Source organism: Lentzea sp. JNUCC 0626 (assembly GCF_043632865.1).
GTDB lineage: Bacteria > Actinomycetota > Actinomycetes > Mycobacteriales > Pseudonocardiaceae > Lentzea.
This window is the reverse complement of the sequence record NZ_CP171635.1, coordinates 9,806,063-9,822,183: the sequence shown is the minus strand read 5'-3', so window position 1 is coordinate 9,822,183 and position 16,121 is coordinate 9,806,063. Positions and strand designations below refer to the sequence as shown.

Below are 16,121 nucleotides of genomic sequence, written 5' to 3'. Positions count from 1 at the left end.
CGCGTCGATAGGGATTGGGGCTGGGTTTGTGCGGGCACGTCACCGAAACCGCTTACCCAGAGCCAAGAAGAGGGACGGCTCGCCTGGGGCCGTTGCCTCTGCCGCCGCGCCTCCCGCCACCGCGCACCCGGCGTGCCGTTTCCCCTGCCTGTCGCCCGGCTTCCTCCCCCGAGCGGACCGTCAGGACGCGATGCGGCGGGTGCGGCGCGCCTCCTGCCTGCGTTGCAGGTGGTCGGCGGTCAGTTCCAGTTCGTAGGCTCGCAGGGCCTGGTAGCGCGGCGAGACGCGGAGCCCGAAGGTTCCGCTCAGGCGCTCGATCGCCGACGCCGACCGATCGAGGCGCCTTCTCGCCGCGTCCAGGCCGCCTGCGCGCAGCATGCGCAGGCAGTTCTCCGCCTCGCAGTTGTACGAGCGGAGCATCAGCGCCGACCAGTCCTCGACGAGCCTGCGGCCGGTCGCGTCCGATCCGTTGTAGGTGACCTGCCCGCCACCTTCGATCGCCGCGCCGGTCTTGATCAGGGTCTTCATCTCGTCGTGGACCAGGTCCAGTTGCGCCTGGTGGTCCGCTGTGGCGTCGGTGCGGAACACGCCGGCTCGCTGGAAGGTGAGTTCTTCCTTCAGCGGCTGGAGTTCGGCTCGTGCGTTGGTGATCCGGTGCCGCAGCGCTACTAGTTCGGCACCGGCTCGGTCCACCTCTTCCAACGCACTGGTCTGCGCCGTTCGGGCATCGCCGATTCGGGAGAGGAGTTCTTGCAGGCCCTCCACGGCCCGCTCCAGCTCAGCGATCCGGCGGTCTTTGCGCCCGAGCATGCTTACCTCCCCGATCAGCGACGAAAGGCCCATGACCGTTCCATCGCAAGGGGGAATCCGCCGTTATCTCCAGCGCTACGCACTCACACCATCGAGTGATCCCACGAAACGGACGAACCCTTCCGGGTCCTCGCTCGTGGCGGACTGCTGCAAGATCACGCTGGTCGCGCCCGCGCCGGCCACGGAGGCGACCAGGTCCGTGACGAACGCACGGTCGCGCGAGTCCGTCTCCACGTAGACGACGACGGGGTGCGTGCGGGTCGAGGTGATCGCCTTGACCCGAGCGAGGTCTGCCGAGGCGTCGAGAACCGTGCCGTCGCCCACCTCGCCGGCCAGGTCGAGGGTCTTCATGCCCAGTCCACCCACGTAGATCGGCATCGGCGCGGCAGGCGGCCAGTCCAGGGCCACGTCGGTCAGGTTCACGTACCGGCCGGACACGGTCACGCGTTCGCCGGCCAGCAGCGCCTTCAACGCCAGGGTGTACTCGCGCAGCAACGTCAGCGGCGACGCCACCCGCGCGCCGACCTGGCCCATCCAGTCCTGCACGCCGTGCCCGACGGCCAAGGTCACGCGGCCGGGGAACAGGCGCTCCAAAGTGGCGGTCTCCATCGCGGTCAGCGCCACGTTGCGCAACGGCACCGGCAGCAGTCCGACACCGACGTGCAGCCGCGAGGTCCAGGCCAGGGCCGCGGAGGCGCAGGCGATGCCGCTCTCCAGGAAGCAGTCCTCCCACAGCCACAGGGAATCCACTCCGGACTCCTCCGCGGCGAGGACGACGGAACGCAGGTTCTCCGGTGGGAGCTGGGGCCGGTAGACAACGCCGAGTGTGGTCACCAGGCAAACCTACCCACCGGCCCCGCGCTCAACCAGGAATCAGCACCCGCAGTTGTGGTACGTGACGTCCCAGTGGTTCGACTCCAGGTAGTAGACGTTGCCGGCGTTGGAACGCCACTTGTTGCCACCGATGGAGGTGAAGCTGCCCTTGATGTAGTTGGTGACGCAGCTGCTCAGCCGGTAGTCGACCTTGTAGCCGTTCCAGTGCGAGTAGGTGCCCGACGCGTGGCCGGTCTCCGTGCCGCCGGTGATGGTCAGCGCGCAGCCCGACGCGCTCTTGAACGTCTTCGCGCCCGCGATCGTCGTCTGGTTGATCTGCTCGAACGACGTGCAGTTGGGACGGTTGCGGTCGCTGCACCCACCGCTGGACGTCCAGCCGATGCCGGCCGCGCGGAGCTGCGCGGTCGCCTGGGCGTGGGTGTACTTGGCCGGGGCCGCCGACGCGACGGACGCGCCCATGATCAGAGCGGCGAACATCGCGATCACGGCTGCGATCGTGCGAACGAACATGTGCTCTCTCCTTCAAGCCCATAGCAAGGTGCCGGGAAAGCTAGGAAGGAGCGGTAAAGGAAGGCCTAAATCGGTCTTTGGCCGATCTTTGGCGCCACCGTGGACAGTTCCGGTCATCACCAACGATCGGAGCAACACCATGCGCATTCGCCACGCCGTAGCGGCGACCGCCATCTCGCTGGGGCTGCTGGGCGGCATGAGCGGCATCGCCCAGGCCGCGCCGGAGGGTCCCTCCGAGCAGGCGACCGCCTCGCAGGTGGAGGCCGCGGCCGGGTACGGCGGCTCCATCAGCCGCACCGAGGTCATCAAGCGCGCCAAGGACTGGTGGGACCGCAAGGTTCCGTACAGCCAGTCCGCCTACGCCTGGGACATCAACAAGGGCAAGAAGTACCGCACCGACTGCTCGGGCTTCGTGTCCATGACGTGGAAGCTCACGTCCAGCCTCAACACGTCCACTTTGGACAGCGTCGCGACGAAGATCTCGTGGGCGAACCTCAAGCCGGGCGACATGATCCTGCGCAACGGCCACGTGAAGCTGTTCGAGAAGTGGGCCAACTCGGCCAAGACCTCCGCGTGGATCTACGAGGAGGGCAGCACCGCCACGGACATGGACCACGAGACCGTGACGATCTCGTCGCTCAAGAGCGGCGGCTACGCCCCGTGGAAGTACAAGAAGATCACGGGCTGACGGACGCGAGGCCCCACTGAGCCGGCCACTGGTGCACCTCTCCCATCTCCCTGGTGCCCAGTCGCGTGAACAGGCCGGCGGCCTCGTCCCAGGAGCGGTCCGCGCCTTCGACGTCCCCCAGACGGGCGTGGACCGCTCCCAGGTCGCGCAGCGTGCGAGCCCGCCACAACGGCAGGCTGAGGTCGTTCCACACCGGCAACAGGTCGCTCAGCACGACCCGCGCGCCGGTGTGGTCGCCCGCCGCGAGCCGCCACTCCCCCAGCGTGCGGCGGACCAGCGCCTCGCCGAACCGGTCCCCGACGTCGCGGCAGCCGTCCAGCGCCTGCCCGATCAACTCCTCGGCCGGGTCGAGGAAACCCCTGCGCAGCAACACCTTCGCCAACGCCTGCGCGGTGTAGCAGCCGAGCAGTTCGTCACCGGTGCCCGCGACCATCTCGTGCGCCCGCCGGATGTGCTCCTCGGCCAGGTCCAGTTCGCCGCGGGCCCGGTGCACGAGCCCTATCCCGCGGGCCGCCAGCGCCTCGCCCCGGCGGCTGCTCGCCTTCCGGTAGACCGCCGCGGCCTGCTCCAACGTCTCGAACGCCCCCGCGTCGTCGGCCAGTTCCCGTTTGATGGAACCGATTCCGTACAGTGCGTGCGCCTCGCCCTCCAGGTCGTGCGACGCGAGCAGCTCACGAGCGCGACCCAACGCCTCCAGCGCGCACGGGTACTGACCGAGATCCCGGCACACCATGCCGATGCCGTTCATCGCGACGGCCTCGCCGCGCTGGTCGTCCAGGTTCACGAACAGCGTCTGCGCGGTGTCGAACCACGAGCGCGCCTCGACCAGGTTGTCCCGCTTGTAGTGCATCTGCCCGAGGCTGCACCGCAGCACCGCCTCCAGCCGCACGTCGCCGCTCCGCCACGCCGCCTCCAACGCGGCCGTGTGCGTCCTTTCCCAGGCCTCGTACCGGTTCCGCAGCCCGAACCAGGCGAATACCAGCACCTCGGCGAGCTGCGCGCCGATCTCCACCAGGCCGAGCTCGGCCGCCCGTTCCACCAGCCGCACGAGCAACGGTTCCTCGCGGGCGAACCACGCGTCCTTGTCGGCGGGCCGCGCGACCGGGGCGAGCACGCCGAGTGAATCCTGCATGCGCGGCACGGCGAGGAACAGCTGCTCAGTCAGTCCGTCCACAGTGGACAACGCGGCGACGACGGCCCGGCGCACCACGTCTTCCCTGTCCGGCAGGGAATCCTCGGCCTCGGCCAGCTCACGGGCGTGCAGCCGCACCAGCTCGTGCATCCGGTACCGCGCGCTGCCGATCACGTCGAGCAGCCGCGCGTCGACGAGCTGGTCGAGCACGTCCTCGTCCAGCAGGTGCACCCACAGGAAGCTCGGCACCTCGGGCAGCCCGAGGAACCCGAAGATCCGGTACGCGCGGCGGGCGTTCGCGTCGAGCGCCCGGTAGGTCAGCTCCAGGCTCGACCGCACCGCCAGGTCGTCGGCGACCAGCTCGTCGAGCCGCGACCGTTCGTCCGACAGCCGCCTGACCAGCTTCGACACCGGCCAGTGCGCGCGTCCGGCGAGCCGTGCGCCGGTGATCCGCACCGCGAGCGGCAGGTAGCCGCACAGCCGCGCGACCTCGTCGGCCTGGTCCGGTTCCGCGGCCACCCGGTCGTCGCCGAGGATGCGCTTCAGCAACGTCACGGCCTCGTCGTTGCCCAGCACGTCGAGCGGGACCCGACGGACACCCTCGAGCCCGCACAGCCTGCTGCGGCTCGTGATCAGCGTCAGGCAGCCGGGGCTGCCCGGCAGCAACGGCCTGACCTGCGAGACGCTCGTGACGCCGTCCAGCACGATCACGACCCGCCGCCCGCTGACCGTGGCCCGCCACAGCGCCGCGCGTTCCTCGGCCGACTCGGGGATCCGTTCGCTCGGCACGTCCATGGCCCGCAGCAACGCGTCGAGCGCGCCGGACGGCGAGTGCAGGTCCACGAACAGCTGCCCGTCGGGATAGCGGTCCGCCAGCCGATGCGCCGCGTGCACGGCCAACGCGGACTTGCCGACGCCGGCGGGCCCTTCGATCCACCAGACGCCGCCGTCGCTGTCGAGCAACCGGGACAACTCCCGTTCACGCCCGGTGAAGTCGCCCGCGTCGCGCGGCAGGTAGTTGCGGCGGCTGTCCCGCGAGCCCTCCAGCACGTCCCGGTAGAGCTGCTGCAACTGCTCACCGGGCTCGACCCCGAGCTCGTCCACGAGCACCTTGCGCGTCTCGCGGAACACCCGCATGGCGTCGGCACGCCTGCCCGCCCGCGCGAGCGCCGTCATGAGCTGCCCGCGCAGCCGTTCGGCCAGCGGGTACTCCGCGACGAACGTCCCGAGCCGGTCGACGAGTTCGGCGTGGCGGCCCAGCGCGAGTTCCGCGTCGACCCACGCCTCGGCGGCGGCGAGCCGTTGCACGTCGAGGGTCTGCGCGAACACCACGGGCGTGCCTCGCCACAGCTGCAACGCGCTGCCCAGCGCCTCGGCCTTGAGCTTGAGGTCGGCCTCCTCGCCCGCGCGCGCGACGAGCCGCCGGAACGCGTGCAGGTCGACGGTCTCGGGGTCGGCGTTCAGCACGTAGCCCGCGGCCCGGTGCTCGACCGGCAGCCCGGTGCGGCGCAGGCTGGAGATGTGCACCTGCAGCGACTTGCGCGCCTGCGGCGGCGGCTCCTCACCCCAGATGAGGTCGATCAGGCGCTCGACGGGCACGATCTTGCCGCACTCGACCGCCAGGACGGCTAAGATCTGCGCGGGCTTCGGCGGCACCGTCGGTTCCACCGGCCCGAGAATCCTGATCTCCACTGCGCCCCCACCAGTGTTGAAGATTCACCGAGTTCTGCACGGCATTGCCAAATTTTGACGCAGCCCGGCATTCCGGGGTTCCGCTTCCAGGTGAATGCACTCGAACGGACGCAGATCTGGATGCAACCAGACCAGACCCCACTCCGTCCAGCCCACTTTCAGTGGGCATGAATGTGAACTTTTGTTCTGTTTCTAGAGGCTGCTTTTGAGACGCCCGAACTCCTCCGCGAGCGCCGGCAACTGCCAGTGGGCGTTCAGCCCGCTCGGATTCGGCAGGATCCACACCCGCACGCCGCCCACGGTGTCCTGCTGGGCCCCGACCTGCGCCTTCTTCCGGCCGAACGCGGCCCGGTACACCGTCACGCCGAGCACCGCGAGAACCTTCGGCGAATACCGCTCGACCTTTTCGGTCAGCTCGACCGCGCCTTGCTTCATTTCGTCAATTGTTAATTCGGCGGCCTGGGCGCTTGCTCGCGCAACGACGTTCGTGATGCCGAGCCCGAGATCGAGCAGGTTCTCCTGCTCGGCCGGTGCGAACTGGTGCGGCGTGAACCCGGACAAATGCAACGCGGGCCAGAACCGGTTTCCGGGCCGGGCGAAGTGGTGCCCGGTCGCCTCGGACACGAGGCCGGGGTTGATCCCGCAGAACAGCACGTCGAGTCCAGGCTTGATCACATCGGCAATCACGTCGCCAAGCCTACGAGGCGCGACATAACCTGCCCGTCATGGCCGATCTGACGATCACCTGGTCCGTGCACGCCGGCTGGGCGGACGTGCGGCTGGCCGACCGCGCGGCGGAGGTGACGATCAGCGCCTCGTACGTCACCAGTGCCCCCGAGGACCTCCTCGGGGCCGTGACCCGGCTGCTGCGCGGCGACGCCGAGGCCGGTGCCGAGTTCGAGGCCGAGCCGACCGTCTACCGCTGGCACCTCCGCCACGACGGCGGTGTGGTCGACCTGCGGATCACCGAGCACCCGGACCGCCAGCGCCCCGGCCACCGAGGTCTGGTCGACCCGGCAGCCGCTCGGCACGCTCGCCCGCACCCTGGTGCGCTGCTTCGACGCACTGGAACCGGCGGAGTACGAACGCGGCTGGCAGCGCCCGTTCCCCCACCACGAACTCGAAGGCCTGCGCACCGCGTGGCGCACGCATCAGGCGGCCATGCCGTGACACCGATCCTCTTCCTCGACGTCGACGGCCCGCTGCTGCCGTTCGGCGACGGCGTCCCCGGCGATCCCGGCCTCCCCCGCCTCGACCCCGCGCACGGCCCGTGGCTCGCCTCCCTGCCGTGCGAGCTCATCTGGGCCACTACCTGGATGGACGACGCCAACACCCACATCGCGCCCCTGCTGGGCCTGCCGACGCTCCCGGTCGCGAACTGGCCGGACGACGAGGAACCCGTCCCAGGCCTGCACTGGAAGACGCGCGGCCTGGTCGCGCTCGCGGGCACCCGGCCGTTCGCCTGGGTGGACGACGAGATCAGCGAGACCGACCGGCGCTGGGTCGCCAAGCACCACGGCACCGCCCTGCTGCACAAGGTCAACCCGCGGCACGGCCTGACCGACGCCGACTACCTCACCCTCGACGCCTGGCTGCGTGCGTTCTAGTGCCGTTCTAAGCGTCGGCGGTCACGCGTGGACGGGGCGTCCACATCGTGTAGCCCGCACGGCGGGCGTCCTCCGGGGAGTGGAAGAACGCGTCGCCCTTCATGCGCTTGTAGTAGGGCGAATCGGGCGTGTGGAACATCATCGTGCGCGAGTTCGCCTTGATCGCGGGCACGACGGCCGCGGGCTCCTCCATGATCGACAGCGGCTGGGCCTCGACCGCCGCCGTGTCGCGCGAGCGCATCGTCAGCCAGGTCAGCAGGACGCCGGCCAGGAACGCGCCCGCGCACAGCAGGAACATCTGGAAGAAGAACCCGAACACCGAACAGCTCCTAGCCCGTAGTGGTGAAGTCCTCGTCGACGCGCAGGCCGGGGGCGGCCGAGCGCAGCGCGTCGCTCAGCGACCCCGCGCGCTCCGGGTCCACGACGTGTGCCGACGCGGTCAGGTGTCCTTCGTGGACGACACCGGTGAACTCGGTGACGCCCCGGTCGAGCGCGGCCCGCAGCAGCGCCGCGGTCACGGCGGCGGTGACGGGCAGGCGGTCCCCGAGCGTCAGCACGTCGGTGACCGGGCGGTCCGACAGCGCGCGCACGGCGTCCACGACCTGCTGGCGTTCCTCAGCGGACGCGGCGGTGCCCGCCAGCACGACCTCGGCCGGCCGCACCGCGATCACCAGCTGACCCGGCGCCACGGCCGGAGCGGGGTGTGCGGCGAGGCCCACCGAAGCGAGCAGGGCAGGCACGACCAGTGCGCCGACGGCAACGCGTTGCGGCAACTGCACGCGCTTGGCCTATCTCAATTGCTTGGTCGACTTCCACCGCCTTGGCGGGAACCCGCAGGACGCCGCTCCGGAATTCACTCTTTGGTGGAAACCACCACGGGGACTCCACCGGACACCAGCCGCCAGTCCGAGCCCGCGAACGCGGCGGGGTCGAGCGAGCCCGCCGCCTTCACCCAGTCGATCAGCAGCTGCCGGATCTCCTGCTGCTGGTTGTGCAGCACGGGCGCCGCCGCGACGTGCGGGAAGTCGCCGCCGCCCGCCTGCCGGTAGTTGTTCACGGCCACGGCGAACTCGGCCGAGTCGCTCACCGGCTGACCGTCGTAGGACAGCGCGCGAATCCGCGAGCCGACCGGCTGAGAGATGTCGATGTCGTACGTGAGCGGCGCCGACAGCCCGTAGGCGATGTCGAAGTTGTAGTCCGGCACGTCGTGGGAGACCTCGGCGGCCGTGAACGGTCCCGGGCCGGAGACCTGGGCGAAGTAGCGCGCCGACTCCTCCAGGAAGTCGCGCACCTGCCCGCCCGTCATCCGCACGCCCACCAGCGTGTTGTCGAAGATGTAGAGCCCGGCCACGTCCCGGATGGACACGTCGCCCGCCGGGATCCCCGCCGCCCGGTTGAAGGGCGCGCACAGCGACAGCACCGGCAACGACGTGGACTTCGCGAGTTCCAGCGCCTGCACGTGGTTGATGAACCGCAACGCGGGCGAGTCCTCGAACCGCGACCGCGCCGCCGACATCGCCGAGGCGCAGGTCCCGATGTTCCCGTTGACGTAGGAGACGACCTTCTCGTGGTCGTGCCGCAGCAGCCGCACGATCCGCGGGTCCTCCCGCACCGAGGCCGACTCCAGCACCGAGGACCGCGACGCCACGAGTTCCCAGTCCCCGTCGTGCGCCAGGTCGAACTCCATCACCGACAGGCGCTTGCCCCAGTACAGCGGTTCGGTCAGCAGCACCGGCCGCCCGGTCACCTTGTTCGTGACGATCCGCTGCGGGATCTCCACGTGCGCGTGTCCCACCAGGATCGCGTCGATGCCGGGCACCGTCTCCGCCAGCAGCTCCGAGCAGTTCTCCGGGAACGGCACCTGGTCGCCCAAGGACGACGACAGGTCGGCCCCGGAGTGCGCCACGACGATCACCAGGTCGGACTTGCGGCGGATCTCCGGAACCCAGTGCAGCGCCTGCTCGACGAGCCCCGGGAACGTCAGCACGCCGTCGACGTGAGCGCGATCCCACACGGCGATCCCGGGGTTCGTGAGCCCGAGGATGCCGATCTTCAGCGGCGGCCCGCCGGTGCGCCACACCGTCTTCACCACGTACGGCGGGAACGCGGGCAGTCCCGTCGCGACGTCCACGGCGTTCGCCGCCAGCAACGGGAAGTCCAGCTGCCGCTCGAACGTCCGCAGCACCTTCAGCCCGTAGTTGAACTCGTGATTTCCCAGGGCGGCGGCGCTGTAGCCGATGGCGTTCATCGCCGCCGCCATCGGGTGCACGTGCGCACCACGCGTGATGGGTTCGACTTTCGCGTAATAGTACGCGAGCGGTGTGCCCTGGATGGTGTCACCGGCGTCGAGCAGCAACGTCCGATGACGCCCCACGGCCGAACGCACGTCGTTCACCAGGGTCGAGATCTTCGCGAGCCCGACGTCGTTGTGCGCGTAGTCGTCGAACTCGCGGTTGAGGTAGTAGTCCCAGTTGAACAGGTTGCCGTGCAGGTCTGTCGAACCCATCACCGTCAGTGTGAACGTCCGCACGCTCACCTCCGGTCGTGGTCGGGCTGATCACCCGACCATAACCGCTCACACTTGACCCCAAATCATCTCGTGGGAGGGGCCTGCCCGTTGCGCTGCCCGCGTTGACCAGGTTCGACGACGCTCGTGGCCACGGACTTGCCGTCTTCTGTGGTGGCGATCACCGTCACGGTGTCCCCCTTCTCGACACCTTCGGCCACGGTTTCGGCGTCGATCACATACGTCTTGGTGTAGCCATCAGTCGATTTCACCTCGACGGAAGAGTCACTGATCGCGGTCACCTCGCCGGTCTGGAACTCGCCGTGCGTCGTGTCGCCGAAGCCGAGGCCTCCGCGCATGCCGCCGCCCATGCCGTCCGGCGGCGTGCCACCCATGCCTCCCGGTCCTCCCATGCCCATCGCGTCGCTCTGCTGGTTCGTGCCGCTGGCCGCGTAGATGGCGACGCCTCCGGCACCGGCGATCGCGACGGCGATGGCCACGGCCGCCACCGTCTTCTTCGCGGTCCACGCGGGGCGAGCCTGCTCGACGGGCTGCGGTGCTCCCCACTCCGGGGGCTGTTGTTCGGTCATGACGACAACCGTGGCGGCCACGCCTGTGCCGGACCTGTGTGCGCCGTAGGCCTGAGCTGTGCGGATCGCTCACAGCTGGTACACAGGATCCGCGTTCACGATGGGAGCCATGCGCGCGATGAAGACCGAACTCCGCAGGCCGGACGGAACGCCGGTCCGGGTGCTCGTCGTCGACGACGAGTCCACCCTGGCCGAGCTGATGTCGATGGCGCTGCGCATGGAGAAGTGGGACGTGCGCACGGCACTCGACGGCACCACGGCCGTGAAGACCGCACGGGAGTTCCGCCCGGACGTCGTCGTCCTGGACGTGATGCTGCCCGACTTCGACGGCTTCGAGGTGCTCCGCAAGATGCGCGCGGAGGCCCCGATCCTGCCCGTGCTGTTCCTGACGGCCAAGGACGCCGTGGAGGACCGCATCGCCGGCCTGACCGCCGGGGGCGACGACTACGTCACCAAGCCGTTCTCACTCGAAGAGGTCGTGCTGCGGCTGCGCGCACTGCTGCGGCGCACCGGCGTGACCGACGCGGACGCGGGCACCCGGCTGATCGTCGGTGACCTGTCGCTGAACGAGGAGACCCGCGAGGTCGAACGCGCCGGCACGTCGATCGACCTGACCGCCACGGAGTTCGAACTGCTGCGCTACCTCATGCGCAACCCGAAGCGGGTGCTGAGCAAGGCGCAGATCCTGGACCGCGTGTGGAGCTACGACTTCGGCGGCCAGGCGAACATCGTCGAGCTCTACATCTCGTACCTGCGCAAGAAGATCGACGCCGGGCGCACCCCGATGATCCACACGATGCGAGGCGCCGGGTATGTCCTCAAGCCTGCGACCTAGAACCCTGCGGGCGCAGCTCGTCTCGGGCCAGATCGTCCTGCTCACCGCGCTGTGCCTGGTGATCGGCGGGGTGTCGGTGCTCGCGCTGCACGCGTTCCTCATGAACAACCTGGACCGCCAGATCACGTCGCTCCGTCCACCGCCACCCGGTTCCCCCTACACCACACCGGGCATCAACGCGCGGGTCGAACGCGACGGCACCATCGGCGGCACCATCGAGGTGCCCGGCACGCAGCAGGCGCGCCTGCTCACCCCCGACGAGATCGCGGTGCTGGAGGCGACGCCCGCGGGGCCGCACACGGTCGACCTGGGCGAAGCCGGCGAGTTCCGGGTGGTGTCCGACAGGTTCGGGATCAAGGGGCTGTCGCTGACGACGGTCACCGACATCGTCTGGCAGATGGTGTGGATCCTCGCCGGGCTGCTCGTCGCGGGCGTCGCGGCGGTGGCGCTGGCGGGCCGGGTGATCGTGCGGCGGGCGCTCGTGCCGCTGGACCGCGTCGCCGAGACCGCCACCCGCGTCTCCGAACTCCCGCTGCACGAGGGCGAGGTCGCGCTGGCCGAACGCGTGCCGGAGGAGGACACCGATCCCGCGACGGAGGTCGGCAAGGTCGGGCTGGCGCTCAACCGCATGCTCGGCCACGTCGACCAGGCCCTGAAAGCCCGGCACGACAGCGAAACGCGCGTCCGCCAGTTCGTCGCGGACGCCTCGCACGAACTCCGCACGCCGCTGGCCGCCATCCGCGGGTACGCCGAACTGACCCGCCGCACCGACGCCGACGTGCCGCCCGAGATCACGCACGCGATGGGCCGCGTCGAGTCCGAGGCGGTGCGGATGACCTCGCTCGTCGAGGACCTGCTGCTGCTGGCCAGGCTCGACGCCGGAAGACCGTTGGAGAGCAAGGACGTGGATCTCTCCAGGCTGGTGCTCGACGTCGTCGGCGACGCCCGGATCGCGGGCCCGGACCACAGCTGGAAGCTCGCGCTGCCCGGTGATCCGGTGACGATCACCGGTGACGTGCAACGACTGCACCAGGTCATCGGCAACCTGCTGTCCAACGCCCGCACGCACACCCCGCCCGGCACCACCGTGACCACCGGCCTGTCCGTCCACAACGGACAGGTGGACCTGACCGTCACCGACGACGGTCCCGGCATCCCGCAGGGCCTGGAGGTCTTCGAACGGTTCGCGCGCGGCGACTCCTCGCGGTCGCGCGCGGCCGGCAGCACGGGCCTCGGCCTGTCGATCGTGGCCGCCGTCGTCGGCGCGCACGAGGGCGAGGTGTCCGTGGCGAGCCGCCCCGGCAGCACCACGTTCACGGTCTCGCTGCACACAGGTCGCTCACAGCAGGGGCACACGACCTCCCCAGGCTAGGCCGCGAGGCTCGTCCGCATGAGACGAGAACGCCTGGCGCTGGCGGTCCTGCTGATCGCGACCGGCGCGCTGTACCTGTGGCGGCTGGGGGACTCGGGCTGGGCCAACGCCTACTACTCGGCCGCCGCGCAGGCCGGTGCGACGAGCTGGAAGGCGTGGTTCTTCGGTTCCTCCGACGCCTCGAACGCGATCACCGTCGACAAGACGCCCGCCTCGCTGTGGGTGATGGGCCTGTCCGCGCGGCTGTTCGGCGTCAACGCGTGGAGCATCCTGGTGCCGCAGGCGTTGATGGGCGTCGGCAGCGTCTGGCTGCTGCACGCGACGGTCCGCCGCTGGTTCTCCCCCGCCGCCGCGCTGATCTCCGGCGCGGTGCTCGCGCTGACCCCGGTCGCCGTGCTGATGTTCCGCTTCAACAACCCCGACGCGCTGCTGGTGTTGCTGATGATCGCGGGCGCGTACTGCGTGACCCGCGCCGCAGAGAAGGCCAGTCCGGCGTGGCTCGCGCTCGCCGGTGTCGCGATCGGGTTCGGGTTCCTCACCAAGATGCTGCAGGCCTTTCTGGTGCTGCCCGCGTTCGCGCTGGCGTACCTGATCGCCGCGCCCACGACCGTCGGCAGGAAGATCTTGCACCTGACCGGCGCGTTCGGTGCCATGGTGGTCGCGGGTGGCTGGTGGATCGTGGCCGTCGAACTCACACCCGACCGTCCGTACATCGGCGGCTCGCAGACGAACAGCGTGCTCGAACTGACGTTGGGCTACAACGGGTTCGGCCGCCTCACCGGCGACGAGGTCGGCAGCGTCGGCGGTGGCCGAGGCTGGGGTTCTGCGGGCTGGAGCCGCCTGCTGGGTGCCGAGATGGGCAGTCAGATCGCCTGGCTGCTGCCCGCCGCCGTGGTGCTGCTGGTCGCCGGGCTGTGGTTGACCAAGGGCCGCGCCCGCACCGCACTCGCGCTGTGGGGTGGCTGGCTCGTGGTCACCGCCGGGGTGTTCAGCTTCATGAACGGCATCATCCACTCCTACTACACCGTCGCACTGGCTCCCGCGATCGCCGCGATCATCGGCATCGCCGCTGTCGAGCTCTGGGACCGCCGCCACGAACCTGTTGCCGCGGCGGTGCTTTCCGGCTCGGTCGCCCTGTCCGCGCTCCAGTGCTACGTGCTGATCAACGGCTTCTCCACGCCCGTCGCGCTGCTCGTGCTGATGACGGGTCTGATCGCCGCCGTCGGCCTGGTGCTGTCGTTGCGCTGGGCCATTCCGGTCGCGCTGATCGCCGCCCTGCTCGGCCCGACCACCTACTCGTTCGCCACCGTCACCACGCCGCACACCGGCGCGTTGCCCGTCGCGGGCCCGTCGAACGGCCGAATGGGCGGCATGGGCGGCGGCCTGCTGGACGCCACCACCCCGGACACCGAAGTGACGACCCTCCTGCAGGACAACGCGAGCAGCTACAAGTGGGTCGCCGCCACCATCGGCTCCAACAACGCGGCGGGCCTCCAGCTCGCGTCCGGGCAGCCGGTGATGGCGCTCGGCGGCTTCAACGGCACCGACCCCGCCCCCACCCTCGCCGAGTTCCAGGAGATGGTCCGAAGTGGACAGATCCACTACTACGTCAGCGCCGGACGGATGATGCAGGGCGAGACCGGCAGCGACGCCGCCCACGAGATCGCCGAGTGGGTCGCCCAGAACTACACCGCGACCACCGTCGCCGGTGCCACCCTCTACGACCTGGACGCGTCATGACCGCCACCCTCGCCCCCGCGCCCGCCGCGGCGCCGCCCGCCCCGAAGCGCGACCCGAAACCGTTGCACCGCCTGGCCTTCATAGCGTTGCTGGCCGGAACCGCCGTGCTGTACCTGTGGAACCTGACCGCGTCGGGGTACGGCAACGAGTTCTACGCGGCGGCCACGCAGGCGGCGTCGCAGAGCTGGAAGGCGCTGCTGTTCGGCTCGCTCGACCCCGGCAACACGATCACCGTCGACAAGCCGCCCGCGTTCCTGTGGGTGAGCGGCCTGTTCGCGAAGGCGTTCGGCTTCTCCAGCTGGACCGTGCTCGCCCCGCAGGCGTTCGAGGGCGTCGCGGCCGTCGGACTCCTCTACGCGACCGTGAAGCGCACCTCCGGCCCGCTCGCGGCCCTGTTCGCGGGCGCCGCCTTCGCGCTGACCCCGGTGGCGGCGTTGATGTTCCGCTTCAACCTGCCGGACGCGCTGCTGGTGTTGCTGATGGTCGCGGCCGCCTACTGCACGGTCCGCGCGGTGGACAAGGCGAGCCCGCTGTGGCTGGCGCTGGCCGGTTCCGCGATCGGCTTCGCGTTCCTCACCAAGATGCTCCAGGCGTTCCTGGTGCTGCCCGCCCTCGCGCTGGCCTACCTGATCGCCGCACCGACGTCCGTCTGGAAACGCCTGCTGCACCTGCTCGGCGCCGGTGTCGCGGTGGTCGTGTCGGCGGGCTGGTTCATCGCGCTGGTCGACCTGTGGCCCGCCGACAGCCGCCCGTACATCGGCGGCTCGACCAACAACTCGTTGTGGGAACTGGCCATCGGCTACAACGGCCTCGGCCGCATCTTCGGCAACTCCGGTCCCGGCGGAGGCGGCGGGGGCATGGGCGGCAACGGCAACATCGGCTTCGGCGGCGAGACGGGCATCGGCCGGTTGTTCGGCGCCAGCATGGGCCCGGAGATCTCCTGGCTGCTGCCCGCCGCGTTGATCGGCCTGGCCGCCGGACTCTGGTTCCTGCGCCGGGCTCCGCGCACCGACCGCACCCGTGCGGCGCTGGTGCTGTGGGGCGGCTGGCTGCTCGTGAGCGGTGCGGTGTTCAGCTTCATGAGCGGCATCACCCACCCGTACTACACGGTGGCTCTGGCCCCCGCGATCGCCGCTGTCGTCGGCATCTCCGGCCGTGAACTCTGGCGGGGCAGGGCGCACTTCCCGGTGCGGATGGCGTTGACGGCGATGGTCGCGGTGACCGGCGTGTGGGGCTACATCCTGCTCGACCGCACCCCGGCCTGGACGCCGTGGCTGCGCTGGCTCCTGCTGGCCGTGACCGCGCTCGCCGTGCTGGCCCTGGTGTTCGGTCTCGACCGCCGCTGGGTGGCCGGGGTGCTCGTCGTGGCCGCGTTGCTCGGCACATCCGGGTACGCGGTCGCCACCGCCGCGACGACGCACAGCGGCTCGATCCCGTTGTCCGGCCCGCGTTCCCAGCAGGGCGGCGGCATGCGTGAGGGCACGTCGTCCACGGAGGTCGTGCAGCTGCTCAAGTCCACGGACACCGAGTGGGCCGCGGCCACGACCGGGGCCCAGAGCGCAGCCGGACTCCAACTGGCGTCCGGCCGTCCGGTGATCGCGATCGGCGGGTGGAACGGCAGCGACCCCGCGCCGACGCTGGAGGAGTTCCAACAGCTCGTCGCCGACGGCAAGGTGCGCTACTACGTCGAGGGTGGACGGGGTGGCGGACCTGGTGGCAGCAACGAGATCGGCGAGTGGGTGGCGGCGAACTTCACCGCCACCACGGTCGGCGGCCAGACGCTCTACGACCTGACGAGCTGATCC

The 16,121-nt window shown here is 70.1% G+C and carries 15 protein-coding genes; 6 read left to right on the top strand and 9 right to left on the bottom strand.

Annotated features, from left to right (window positions below):
• Positions 1-180: 180 nt before the first annotated feature.
• The 3 genes from JNUCC0626_RS46280 to JNUCC0626_RS46270 form a co-directional block, all read right to left on the bottom strand.
• The gene (locus JNUCC0626_RS46280) at positions 181-810 is read right to left on the bottom strand and encodes a DUF4041 domain-containing protein (protein WP_394616947.1); all 630 of its coding nucleotides are present in this window, start codon (positions 808-810) and stop codon (positions 181-183) included.
• 75 nt (positions 811-885) lie between these two features.
• Positions 886-1,644, bottom strand: a complete 759-nt coding sequence (locus tag JNUCC0626_RS46275) for an LLM class flavin-dependent oxidoreductase (protein WP_394616946.1) — start codon at positions 1,642-1,644, stop codon at positions 886-888.
• A 39-nt stretch (positions 1,645-1,683) separates the two neighbouring features.
• Positions 1,684-2,154, bottom strand: coding sequence for a hypothetical protein (locus JNUCC0626_RS46270; RefSeq protein ID WP_394616945.1), 471 nt, complete (start codon positions 2,152-2,154; stop codon positions 1,684-1,686).
• Positions 2,155-2,293: 139 nt separating this feature from the next.
• Between JNUCC0626_RS46270 and JNUCC0626_RS46265 the strand changes: the two genes are divergently transcribed.
• A complete protein-coding gene (locus JNUCC0626_RS46265; RefSeq protein WP_394616944.1) occupies positions 2,294-2,842 on the top strand; it encodes a hypothetical protein in 549 nt (182 codons plus the stop codon).
• On the opposite strand, the gene JNUCC0626_RS46260 is transcribed toward JNUCC0626_RS46265, so the two are convergent.
• Both JNUCC0626_RS46260 and mug read right to left on the bottom strand, forming a co-directional pair.
• A complete protein-coding gene (locus tag JNUCC0626_RS46260; RefSeq protein ID WP_394622252.1) occupies positions 2,832-5,630 on the bottom strand; it encodes an AfsR/SARP family transcriptional regulator in 2,799 nt (932 codons plus the stop codon). The two genes, JNUCC0626_RS46265 and JNUCC0626_RS46260, sit on opposite strands and share 11 nt — an antisense overlap.
• A gap of 228 nt (positions 5,631-5,858) precedes the next feature.
• Positions 5,859-6,353 (bottom strand): G/U mismatch-specific DNA glycosylase, encoded by a 495-nt coding sequence (gene mug, locus JNUCC0626_RS46255; RefSeq protein ID WP_394616943.1) that lies wholly within the window; start codon positions 6,351-6,353, stop codon positions 5,859-5,861.
• Positions 6,354-6,391: 38 nt separating this feature from the next.
• On the opposite strand from mug, the gene JNUCC0626_RS46250 reads away from it, so the two are divergent.
• Complete coding sequence (locus JNUCC0626_RS46250) at positions 6,392-7,273, top strand: hypothetical protein (protein ID WP_394616942.1); 882 nt, start codon at positions 6,392-6,394, stop codon at positions 7,271-7,273.
• A gap of 7 nt (positions 7,274-7,280) precedes the next feature.
• On the opposite strand, the gene JNUCC0626_RS46245 is transcribed toward JNUCC0626_RS46250, so the two are convergent.
• The 4 genes from JNUCC0626_RS46245 to JNUCC0626_RS46230 all read right to left on the bottom strand — a co-directional run bounded on the left by JNUCC0626_RS46245 (position 7,281) and on the right by JNUCC0626_RS46230 (position 10,369).
• Positions 7,281-7,592, bottom strand: a complete 312-nt coding sequence (locus JNUCC0626_RS46245) for a hypothetical protein (protein WP_394616941.1) — start codon at positions 7,590-7,592, stop codon at positions 7,281-7,283.
• A 10-nt stretch (positions 7,593-7,602) separates the two neighbouring features.
• Positions 7,603-8,052 (bottom strand): hypothetical protein, encoded by a 450-nt coding sequence (locus JNUCC0626_RS46240; RefSeq protein WP_394616940.1) that lies wholly within the window; start codon positions 8,050-8,052, stop codon positions 7,603-7,605.
• A 74-nt stretch (positions 8,053-8,126) separates the two neighbouring features.
• Positions 8,127-9,779, bottom strand: coding sequence for a bifunctional metallophosphatase/5'-nucleotidase (locus JNUCC0626_RS46235; RefSeq protein WP_394616939.1), 1,653 nt, complete (start codon positions 9,777-9,779; stop codon positions 8,127-8,129).
• Positions 9,780-9,865: 86 nt separating this feature from the next.
• Entirely contained in the window at positions 9,866-10,369 is a 504-nt protein-coding gene (locus JNUCC0626_RS46230; protein WP_394616938.1) for a hypothetical protein, read from the bottom strand.
• Positions 10,370-10,478: 109 nt separating this feature from the next.
• Between JNUCC0626_RS46230 and JNUCC0626_RS46225 the strand changes: the two genes are divergently transcribed.
• Genes JNUCC0626_RS46225 through JNUCC0626_RS46210 form a run of 4 tightly spaced genes read left to right on the top strand, consistent with a single transcriptional unit; the run spans position 10,479 to position 16,118 of the window.
• Positions 10,479-11,204: a response regulator transcription factor gene (locus JNUCC0626_RS46225; RefSeq protein ID WP_394616937.1), complete on the top strand. Its 726-nt coding sequence runs from the start codon at positions 10,479-10,481 to the stop codon at positions 11,202-11,204.
• Entirely contained in the window at positions 11,182-12,576 is a 1,395-nt protein-coding gene (locus JNUCC0626_RS46220) for a sensor histidine kinase (protein WP_394616936.1), read from the top strand. Before JNUCC0626_RS46225 ends, JNUCC0626_RS46220 begins: the two co-directional genes overlap by 23 nt.
• An 18-nt stretch (positions 12,577-12,594) precedes the next feature.
• Positions 12,595-14,316, top strand: coding sequence for an ArnT family glycosyltransferase (locus tag JNUCC0626_RS46215; RefSeq protein ID WP_394616935.1), 1,722 nt, complete (start codon positions 12,595-12,597; stop codon positions 14,314-14,316).
• A complete protein-coding gene (locus JNUCC0626_RS46210; protein ID WP_394616934.1) occupies positions 14,313-16,118 on the top strand; it encodes an ArnT family glycosyltransferase in 1,806 nt (601 codons plus the stop codon). Before JNUCC0626_RS46215 ends, JNUCC0626_RS46210 begins: the two co-directional genes overlap by 4 nt.
• Positions 16,119-16,121: the final 3 nt, after the last annotated feature.